The organism is Streptomyces sp. NPDC046203 (assembly GCF_040646255.1).
In the GTDB taxonomy this organism is placed as follows: domain Bacteria; phylum Actinomycetota; class Actinomycetes; order Streptomycetales; family Streptomycetaceae; genus Streptomyces.
Genome location: NZ_JBEYZX010000063.1, coordinates 18,078 through 27,837 on the forward strand (window position 1 = coordinate 18,078; position 9,760 = coordinate 27,837).

Below are 9,760 nucleotides of genomic sequence, written 5' to 3' on the forward strand. Positions count from 1 at the left end.
GTCTCAGACGTCCCGGCGAACGACCGGGGGTCCGGGAGGAACGGTGGCCGAAATCGCTTCCGGCGGCCGGGCGGGCGGGCGAGGTCGGGGAGGGGAGAAACGCGAAGCGCTCCCGCTCCGGTGCCGGGGGCGGGAGGAGCGGGAGCGCTTCGGGGACTGTCGTACAGGGACCGCTGTACGGGGGCCGGGGTCCGGTGGTGGGCCGACCGGTCCCGGGGCGCCGCTGTCGTACGGCGTACCCCGGGGGATCTCTGTCAGGTCGGCCGCGACCGGGACCGCGACCCGGACCGGGACCGGATCCGGGTCAGCCGCGGCGGACCGTGATCGTCGTCCAGGCGCCGACGTGCACCCGGTCGCCGTCCGCGAGCTGCACCGGCACGTACGGCTGGATCGGGTCGGGCGAGCCGTTGATCGTGGTGCCGTTGGTGGAGTTCTGGTCCACCACCGCCCACGAGCCGTCGGGCTGCGCCACGAGCACCGCGTGCTGGTGCGAGACGCCCGGGTCCTCCGGCGGGACCGACAGGTCGACGTCGGGCGACTCGCCGGTGGAGTGCCGGCGGCGGCCGATGCTGACCTGGCTGCCCTGGAGGGGGACGCGCTGCTCGGGGGAGTACGCGGGCATGTTGAGCCCCGTGGCCTCCGGACCGCTGCGCTGCATCATCGCCATGAAGTACTCGCGGTCCGGACCGATCACCGCGGTCCACCCGGCGGGCCGGCCGGGCTGCCGGCCGAACGGCGCGGGCGGCCCCTGCGGGTCGGGCGCGCCCGGCATGCCGGGGCCCTGGGGCGCCTGCGGACCCGGGCCGAAGCCGTGCGGGCCGGGGGCCCCGGGACCCTGCGGGCCCGGTCCGGGCGGAGGCGGCAGCTGACCGCCCTGTCCCGGGCCGCCCTGCCCAGGACCGCCCTGTCCCTGGCCGGGCGGCGGAGGCATGCCCGGACCCGGCGCGACGGGCGCGGGCGGGGCCGGCGGGCCGGGCTGCGACGGGGGCGACAGCAGCCAGTCGTCGTCGGCGCGCGGCTGCGGCGGCATGCCCGGACCCGGCGCGGCGGGCGGGGCCGACTGGAACGCCTGCGGAGCCTGGGGTGCCTGGGGCGCCTGCGGGAGCCGGGGCCCCTGCGGCGGCTGCGGTCCCTGACCCGGTCCCTGACCCGGTCCCTGACCAGGGACGGGGGCCGGGGGCGCCGGCGGACCGGACATCGGCGGGCGCTGCGACGGCGACTGGAGATGCGTCGGGTCGGTGCTCAGCGGCTCCGCCGGGCGGTTCACCTGCGAGGGCCGCGAGCCCTGGTAGCCGAACGGGTCGGCGGGCGGTCGAGGAGCCGACGGTCCCGGCGGCGGGGACTGGAAGCCCGGCGGCAGGTGGACGCCCCCGGGGGCGGGCAGGCCGGTGGGGGCGATCGGGGTGTACGAGGTCGCCGTGTTCGTGAGGAAGTTCCAGCGGCACTCCTCGCAGAAGGGCGCCATCTGCTCACGCGGGGTGCGGCACTGCGGGCACAGCTCGGCCTGGGCGGTCGCGCCCGGCTCGTACCCACCGGGTCCACCGGGGCCGGCAGGCCCACCGGGTCCGAGAGGCCCACCGGGCCCACCGGGCCCACCGGGCCCACCGGGTCCGACAGGTCCACGGGGGCCACCGGGGCCGCCCGGGCCGGGCATGCCGGGGCCCGCCGGACCGCCCGGTCCGGGGTAGCCGTAGGCGGGCGGCGGCGGGGGAGACTGCGGTACGGCACCCGTCGGCGCACCCGCCCCGGCCGCCATGCGGTGGCCGCAGACCTCGCACCAGTCGTCGGAGACCGACTGGTGTCCGTTCGGGCAGGTAGGCATGTCGGTGCTTCCCCCTCTCGTCGTCCGTTGCCCTGGCGGGCAGCGCGGGCTACTTCTTCACACGTACGGTCTTGGTGGAGCGTGTCTCGAGAGTCATCTCGTCCGCTTCCGCGACCTTCGCCTTCAAACGCACAGTACCGGTCGCGGCGTCGACCACGTCCACCACCTTCGAAAGCAGTTTCGCCGTATCCGCGTTGCCGGAGGCCGCCGCGAGCTGCACGGCCCGGCCGAGCTTCGCCGTCGCCCCGTCGTGGTCGCCCGACTTGCGGGCGTCCAGCCCCTGCTGGATGACATCGGCGAGTTCCGCCTGGCCGGTGTAGTGCGCGACCTGCGGGTTCATGGCGGTGGACATCACCATGTCGTCCGTCCACACCGCCCGGACCAACCCCTGGGCGAGCGTCGTCGGCGGACCGCCCGCCGCGTCCGGGACGATCAGCGAGACCCGGGCGGCCAGCATCTCCTGACCGATCGAGGCCTCGGGCACCCGGACCGAGACGTGGTAGTCGCGGGACTCGTCGCCCCAGGAACCGGTCGGGTAGTCGCCGGCCCGCGGCCCCGCCTCGCTGCGCCGCCCGACCAGGTCCTCGACCGTCGGGGCGACCTGCTTCACCAGGGAGATCTCCACGCCCACCGGGGTCCACAGGCGCAGCGCGACATCCGCGACCTCCTTGCCCATGACGTGCTCCATCATCGCGGTGAAGTCGGCCTTGAGACCGGCCGGATCGGCGACGATGTCGGCGGTGCCGAGCAGCGTCCGGGCGATGCCCCGGACCTCGTCGACCTCCCAGTCGGTGCCCACTCCGCGCGCGTCGCAGGTGAAGCGGCCCGTACAACTCTCCAATGCGGCCCGCAGATCGGCGGGCGACTCGTGCTCGTTGCGGCCGTCGGTGAGCAGGATGCCGTGCCGGATCGGGGCCTCGGCAGCGGACAGCAGCCGGTCGGCGAGCCGGAGCCAGGTGCCGATGGCGGTGCCGCCGCTCGCGGTCAGCGCGCGCAGCGCCCGCTTGGCCTCTTCCCGGGTCCGCGCGTCGGCGAGGGCCAGCCTGCCGTTGCCCGGGTAGACCTCGCGCGCCACGTGCGTACCGGCCACCAGCGCGAAGGCGGTGCCGTCGCGCAGGGTGTCGATGGCGGCGGCGGCCGCCTCGCGCGCGCCGCGCATCTTGGTCGGCGGGTATTCCATCGATCCCGAGCAGTCGAGCATGAGCACGACCGCGGTGGAACCCGCGGATCCGGCGGAGGCGGCGGACGGGCCGCCGGTGCCGCCGCCGGTCGCGGTGACGGTGACGATCGCGTTGACGTCCCGGCCGCCCTCCGGCAGGAACTCGTTCTGGTACACGTCCACCGAGAACTGGGGCCCGGTCGGTTTGGCGAAGTTGGCCATGTGGGATGCGGCTCCTCGGCTCACGAGAAGGGAAACGGCGAAGGACAGCGGACGACAGCGGAAGTCGTCGGAAGACGGGGAGACAGGGGAGACAGGGGAGACGGAGGGCCTGACGGGCCGGACGGCTCGTCAGACGGCGGGTTCCGCCTCCTCGGGCGGCAGCGCGAACGGCAGCAGGGCGACGGTGATGTTGTCGTGCCCGCCGCCGTCGAGCGCGTGGCCCACGAGGACCTGCGCGGCGTGCAGCGGACGGGCCGAGGCGTCGGCGGGCAGCACCCGGGCCATGTCCTCGGCGCCCTCCGCGTAGTTCCACAGCCCGTCGGTGCAGACCAGCACCACGCCCGGCCGGTCCGGCTTGAACGCGGCGGTGTGCGGCTCCAGTTCGTACGCGTCGGCGCCGAGCCAGCCGGTGATGGCGTGGGCCCGCTCGTCCGCGTACGCCTGGGCCTCGGTCATCAGCCCCGACGAGACCATCTGCGCGGCCCACGAGTCGTCCTCGGTGAGCCGGGCGGGCGGGACGGAGCGGTCGTCGGGCACCCAGTAGGCCCGGCTGTCGCCGACCCAGCCGACGATGAACACCTCGCCGGCGACGACCGAGCCGACGATGGTGCAGGCCGGGGCGTTCTGATGCTCGCGCTCGCCGCTGGGCGGCGCGGCCAGCGCGTTGACCGCCTCGGACGCGGCCACGATCGCCTCGTGCATGGCCGTCTGCGGATGGGTGCCGGCCGGCAGCGCCGCCACCAGCGCGGCGCTCGCGGCGGCGGCCGCCGCCTCGGACGCCTCGTCGGGGCGGGTCGCCGAGGAGACGCCGTCACAGACGATGCCGATGGTGGCGGGGGAGCCGTCGGGCAGGGCCGAGGCGGCGACGGAGAAGCTGTCCTCGTTGCGGTGATGGCGCAGACCCCGGTCGCTGACGGCGGCGACGGAGGGCAATTCCCGCTCCATGTGGTCGCGCTCGCGCGGCTGGGCGTGCCCGCAGTGCTCGCAGTAGCCGTCGCGGTCGACCCGGCCGGTCCGGCAGGCCACGCACACCTTCCGGCGGTCGCCCGCACCGCCCGCACCGCCCGTACCTCCCACGCCGCCCGCGGCCTCGGCCGCCTGGAGCGCGGCCCGGGGATCGGGCGCGGCGAGCGTGAAGTCGCCGTCCTGCTCAGGACCGTCCGCCTCGGCGGCACCGTCCCGCTCCGGACCGTTCGCCCCCGCACCGTCCGGCGCGGACACGCCCGCCCCCGCACCGTCCAGGGCCCCGGGCACCTCGTCCGTACGCAGCGGAACCGCCGGCAGCTCCCCGCCGCCCGACGCGACGCCCGGCAGATCGCCGGGATGCTGGGTCGCCGTGGACAGCGCCTGGGGGTCCCGCGGCGGGGCCTCGGGCCAGTCCACGGGCAGCGGGAGCGGCACCGTCGGCCGGTCCGGCCGGGGCCGGGCGGCGGCCGACAGGTCGTAACCGCACGCCCCGCAGAAACGGTCCCCCGATTCGAGCGGTTCCGCGCACACGGGGCAGGTGCCCAGGGGGTGCGGGGGCTGGGGCTTCAGGGACATACTCACACCCACGTCCGGGGGCGGAAACGGTTGGCCCGCTCCACCAGTTCGATCCTCTCCTCGCCGCGCTGGGCGAGCCGGGCGAGCACCCGGTACGAGCGTTCCAGGCCGAAGCGCAGTCCGCGCTCGTCCAGTTCGCTGCCGAGCAGCAGTGTGCCGTCCGGGCCCGCGCCGGGGCTGCCGGACAGCACCCAGTCGAGCGCCGTGCCCAGCACCTCCGTCGCCAGCCGCTCACGGCGCACCGCGTCGAGCCCGAAGCCCGCGAGCGCCGAGACCTGCGCGGCGGCGGCCGTCAGGTCCGCCCCCAGCGGCTCGTTCGCCGGCCGGCGCCGCAGCCGGGCCCGTACCGCCGCGACCCGCGCCGCCGTGTAGTGGATGGACGACTCCGGTACGGACTCCAGGACCCGCACCGCGCCCGCCCGGTCGCCGGCCGCGAGCCGCACCCGGGCCAGGCCGAACGCGGCGCTCACATAGCTCGGGTCGGTCGCCCACACCAGCCGGTAGTACTCGGTCGCGTTGTCCAGCTGGCCCAGCACCTCCGCGCACACGCCGAGCGCCAGCTTGGGCGCCGGCTCGCCGGGGAAGGCGTCGTAGATCGCGTCGAAGGCGAGCGCCGCGCTCTCCCGGTCGCCGCTCGCCAGGGACGTGACGCCCCGGTACCAGACCACCCGCCAGTCGTCGCCGAAGCCCTGCTCCAGATCGGCCAGCGACCGGCCGGCCGCCCCCAGATCGCCCATCTCCAGGCGGGCCCGCAGTTCGCGCAGCCGCAGTTCGAGCGAGCTGACCGGGGCCGTGTGCAGGGCGGTGATCAGTTCGGCGGGCGCGGCGGCGAGCAGCCCGGCGAGGAAACCCGCGTTGGCGTCGCCCGGGTCGACCCGGGGCACCGGCAGCGCCAGCGTGGTCGCGGGCACGTTCAGCGGGCGCAGGAACGCGCCGCCCCGGCCGCCCACCGCCGTCGGCAGCGCCCGGCGCGCGCGCCGCGACCCCTCGGTGCGCCGCGCGCCGAGGACCGACACGTCGTCCGTCTGCTCGGCGAACAGCTCGCTGTCCGTGACCCGTACCTCGGCGCCGAACAGCGTCGACAGGGCGGGCCGGGGCCGGCCCGACTGCAGCGCCACGACCTCCCGCAGCACCCCCGTCAGCTGCTCGGCCATCTCCTGTGCCGAGCCGAACCGCCGCGCCGGGTCGGGGTCGGTGGCGCGTACGAGGAAGCGGTAGAACGACTCGTACGTCCGCAGCACCTCGATGCCGTCCGGCTCCGGCAGCGAGTCCGCGTACACGTTCGTGTAGCCCTGGAAGTCGAAGGTCAGCACCGCCAGGGTGCGCGCCACCGTGTACAGATCGCTCGCCACCGACGGGCCCAGCTCCGCGACCTCCGGCGCCTGGTAGCCGACCGTGCCGTAGATCGCCGACTCGTCGTCGTCCATCCGCCGGACCGCGCCCATGTCGATGAGCTTCAGCTGGTCCTCGGTCTGGATCGCGTTGTCGACCTTGAAGTCGCAGTAGAGCAGGTTGCGGCTGTGCAGATGGCCCAGCGCCTCCAGGGCCTCGATGCCGTACGCGCAGGCCTGCTCGACCGGCAGCGGATCGCGCCGCCCGTCGGGCGTACGGCGCTCGTTGGCGATCTCCTTGAGCGACTTGCCGCCCACGTACTCCATGACGATGTAGCCGTCCATGGAGCCGGTGCGCTGGTCCAGGTGCTCGACGAAGTTGTAGATGCGGACGATGTTCGCGTGCTCGATCTCGGCGAGGAACCGGCGCTCCGAGATGGCCGCCGCCATGGCGTCCTGGTCGCCGGTGTCGAGCAGGCCCTTGAGCACCACCCAGCGGTCCGAGACCGCCTTGTCGACGGCCAGATAGACCCAGCCGAGACCGCCGTGCGCGAGACAGCCCACCACCTCGTACTGGCCGTGCACCACGTCCCCGGCGGCCAGCTTCGGCACGAAGGAGTACGGGTGGCCGCACTTGGTGCAGAAACCCTCGGTACGGCCCTGCCGCTCGCCGCGCGAACGGCCCACCGGGGCGCCGCAGTCGGAACGCGAGCAGAATCGCTTCCTCTCCGGGACCTCCGGGTTCGCCATGACGGCCCCGCGCGGATCGGGGCGCGGCACCCCGGGCATCGTGACCAGACCGGCGCCGAGCCGGCCCCGCCCCGACTGCGCGCCCGACGAACCCGAGCTGCGCACCGACACCGAACGCACCGTGCTCTGTCCCGTCAGCGACAGGGACCGCGACAGCCGCCCGGACACCGAACGCCGGGACGCCGAGGACCGCGCGGACGCCCGCGACGAGGCGCGCGAGCCGCCGCGCACCGAAGCGCTGGCGGGTTCCCGGGCCGGCACCGCGACACCCGTCGGGTTGGCCGCGAGCACACCGCCGGGCGCGACGACCGGGGCGAGCCCGCAGGTGTCGCAGTACAGCTCGCCGCCTCCCATGTCCTCGTACGATCCCTCGCACGACGGACGCTGACAGCTGCCCACGAGGGGCTCCCCGTTCACCACTGGCTCTCCCTGCCGTCCGAACCGTCCCCCGTGCCGTGGCCGCCAGGGCCGCCAAAGCCGTTTCCGTAGCCGCTTCCGCCGCCGTGGCCCAAGCCGCCCAGGCCACCCTGGCCGACCTGGCCGCCTGGCGCACCCCCGGCGGAATCCCGCGGCGCCGACAGCGCCTCCGCCGCGGCCTGCTGGTAGCGCAGCACCGCCTGCTCGGCGACCCGCAGATCGCACGGCGCGCTCCACAGCATCCGGCGCGCCGCGTCGTACCGCTCGACCAGCAGCGGATCCTCCGCCGCGCCGAGCCGGGCCGTCTTCGCCTTGTACGCGTCGAGCCGGCCGCGCAGCTCCGCGCGCACCGCGAGCGGCGCGGTGACCGCCGTCAACGACTCGCGGGCCCGCAGGAGTTCGTCCTCCGCCTCCCGCTCCAGGGCGTCGAGCAGCGGCGACAGCCGGTGCCAGCGGGCGTGCCGGCGGTGCTCCGCGGCCGTCACGAGCCGCTCCTGGAGGGCGGTCGGCGGGCCGCTGACCGGGGGCACCTCACAGGCGGCGATCTTCGCCAGCACCTCGACACGGGCCGACCTGGCCTCCGCGAGCGTGCGATCCGCCCGCGACAGCACGTCCCGCAGCCGCAGCAGCCGGTCCTCCGCGTCCTGCCGGACCTGGAGCACCGCCTCGATCTCGCGCCGGATGTCCTCCAGGGCGAGCGCCGCCCGGTCGTACCGCCCGGTGTCCGGCCGCCCGCCGCCGGGCGCCGAACTGCCCCCGGCGAAGTGCCAGAACGCCAGCGGATCCGACACCACCTGGGTGCGCAGCGCCGCCAGCTCGGCCGTGATCTCCGCCAGATCGTCCCCGGCCGGATGCTCCCCGGGCCGCACCCCGACCGAGTGCGCCAGCGAACGCGTCCGGCCCAGCTCGGCGGCGAGCAGATCTATCCGGGCGGGCAGCGCCGACCAGACGGCGTCGGCCGTCACCACCACGTCGAGCGAACGCGCGTACAGCTCGTTCATCCGGGCGACCAGGCCCTCCAGGGTGAACGACTCGGTCAGCGCGGCCTGTTCGCCCGCCCCGCCCGGCACCTGTACATGCTCCCCGCGCAGCAGCCCGGTCAGCTCGGTCAGCTCCTCCTTGCCCGGCCAGCGCCGCCGGGAGCGCACCTCACGGGCGGCGTGCAGGGCGTCCGTGTACGCCTCGAAGCACGCCCACAGCACGGTGATCGTCCGCTCGGTGCGCTGCCAGCGGTCCCGGGTCGTCCCGGTCAGCTCGGCACCTTCGAGCAGCCTGCGGCCGGCGTGGTCCTGGAGCGCGAGGAGCGAGTCCTCGACCGCCTTGTGCTCCGCGCCGAGCCGCGCCAGCGCACGGTCCACCTCGTCCCGGTCCATCACCGGCCCGGGGAGTCCCGCGACGCCCATCGATCACCTCTTTCGTTCCGCTACTTGTACTTCGGGGCCGGCGGCCCGGATATGCCGGGCAGGTCCGCCTTCAGCCAGGTGTCGTACGCCTTCTGCCAGGGGCCCTGCCGGTAGTGCACGAGCACCTGGTTGACCCGGCGGACCAGGTCGTCGTTGCCGAGCTTGGCGGCCACCCCGTAGTACTCGGTGGTGAACGGCTTGCCCTTCAGCTCGACCGCCGGGTCCTGCGCGGCCTGGCCGGCGGCCAGCGCGTTGTCGGTGACGACCGCGTCGACCTCGCCCAGCTGGAGCCGGGCCAGACAGTCCAGCTGGTTGGGCACGGTGAGCAGGTCCGGGTCGTCCTTCGTACCGTCGCCCTTGTCCTTGTAGACCGAGCCGAACGACTCCCGCTCCAGCGCCTCGTAGGCCGTCGAACCCTCGGCCGTGCACACCCGCTTGCCGTCCAGCGAGTGGTCGTAGCCGGTGATCAGCGAGGCCCTGGGGGCGAGGACCTGCTGACCGGCCTGGAAGTAGGCGGTGGAGAAGGCCACTTGCTCGGCCCGCTTGCAGTTGATCGTCATCGTGCGCACCACGAGGTCGACCTTCCCGCTCTCCAGGGCGGCGATCCGCTGGTTGGTCGGGATGGTGCGGAAGACGATCTTGTTCTCGTCGCCGAGGATGTCCTTGGCGATGGCCCTGGCCAGGTCGATGTCAAAGCCGCGCAGCTCGCCGGGGGTCTCCTTGATCGAGCCGTCGGGCTGCCGGGTGACGGTCGGCGGAGTGCGGAAGCCCCAGTTGTAGCTGGACTGGTCGACGCCGACGACGAGCTTGCCGCGCGCCTTGATCATCGTGACCGAGGCGCCGTCGGCGCCCGAGGGGCTCAGCGACGCCTCGGGGTCGCGGCAGGAATCCGCGGCGCTCACCTGCACCAGTCCGTCCGCGCCCGCGGCGGGCCGGAGCGGCAGGTCGGTCCCGGCACCGGCGTGCGGCAGCCCGACCAGCGCGAGCGAGGCCGTCAGGGCGCACCCCAGCCCCATCGAACTTAAGCCAACATTCCCGCATCAAATGGGGCAATCGTGAACTCCTGTGACTCCAAAGGCCCTCCCGGGCGCTCGCGAGCACACTAACTCGCACA

The 9,760-nt window shown here is 74.8% G+C and carries 6 protein-coding genes; all 6 read right to left on the reverse strand.

Annotated features, from left to right (window positions below; translation table 11 throughout):
• Window positions 1-304: 304 nt before the first annotated feature.
• The 6 genes from ABZ990_RS28890 to ABZ990_RS28915 all read right to left on the reverse strand — a co-directional run bounded on the left by ABZ990_RS28890 (window position 305) and on the right by ABZ990_RS28915 (window position 9,662).
• Window positions 305-1,822: an FHA domain-containing protein gene (locus ABZ990_RS28890; protein WP_361237787.1), complete on the reverse strand. Its 1,518-nt coding sequence runs from the start codon at window positions 1,820-1,822 to the stop codon at window positions 305-307.
• A 49-nt stretch (window positions 1,823-1,871) separates the two neighbouring features.
• Entirely contained in the window at window positions 1,872-3,203 is a 1,332-nt protein-coding gene (locus ABZ990_RS28895) for a VWA domain-containing protein (RefSeq protein WP_361237789.1), read from the reverse strand.
• Window positions 3,204-3,332: 129 nt separating this feature from the next.
• Window positions 3,333-4,745 (reverse strand): PP2C family serine/threonine-protein phosphatase, encoded by a 1,413-nt coding sequence (locus tag ABZ990_RS28900; RefSeq protein WP_361237792.1) that lies wholly within the window; start codon window positions 4,743-4,745, stop codon window positions 3,333-3,335.
• A 2-nt stretch (window positions 4,746-4,747) separates the two neighbouring features.
• Complete coding sequence (locus tag ABZ990_RS28905; RefSeq protein ID WP_361237795.1) at window positions 4,748-7,180, reverse strand: tetratricopeptide repeat protein; 2,433 nt, start codon at window positions 7,178-7,180, stop codon at window positions 4,748-4,750.
• 59 nt (window positions 7,181-7,239) lie between these two features.
• Entirely contained in the window at window positions 7,240-8,646 is a 1,407-nt protein-coding gene (locus ABZ990_RS28910; RefSeq protein ID WP_361237798.1) for a hypothetical protein, read from the reverse strand.
• Between the two features lie 20 nt (window positions 8,647-8,666).
• Entirely contained in the window at window positions 8,667-9,662 is a 996-nt protein-coding gene (locus ABZ990_RS28915) for a glutamate ABC transporter substrate-binding protein (RefSeq protein ID WP_361237801.1), read from the reverse strand.
• Window positions 9,663-9,760 lie beyond the last annotated feature (98 nt).

Excerpts from the sequence above, each read along its gene's own strand:
- ABZ990_RS28890 (WP_361237787.1), bottom strand. The coding sequence starts at position 1,822 with ATGCCTACCTGCCCGAACGGACACCAGTCGGTCTCCGACGACTGGTGC.
- ABZ990_RS28895 (WP_361237789.1), bottom strand. The coding sequence starts at position 3,203 with ATGGCCAACTTCGCCAAACCGACCGGGCCCCAGTTCTCGGTGGACGTG.
- ABZ990_RS28900 (WP_361237792.1), bottom strand. The coding sequence starts at position 4,745 with ATGTCCCTGAAGCCCCAGCCCCCGCACCCCCTGGGCACCTGCCCCGTG.
- ABZ990_RS28905 (WP_361237795.1), bottom strand. The coding sequence starts at position 7,180 with ATGGGAGGCGGCGAGCTGTACTGCGACACCTGCGGGCTCGCCCCGGTC.
- ABZ990_RS28910 (WP_361237798.1), bottom strand. The coding sequence starts at position 8,646 with ATGGGCGTCGCGGGACTCCCCGGGCCGGTGATGGACCGGGACGAGGTG.
- ABZ990_RS28915 (WP_361237801.1), bottom strand. The coding sequence starts at position 9,662 with ATGGGGCTGGGGTGCGCCCTGACGGCCTCGCTCGCGCTGGTCGGGCTG.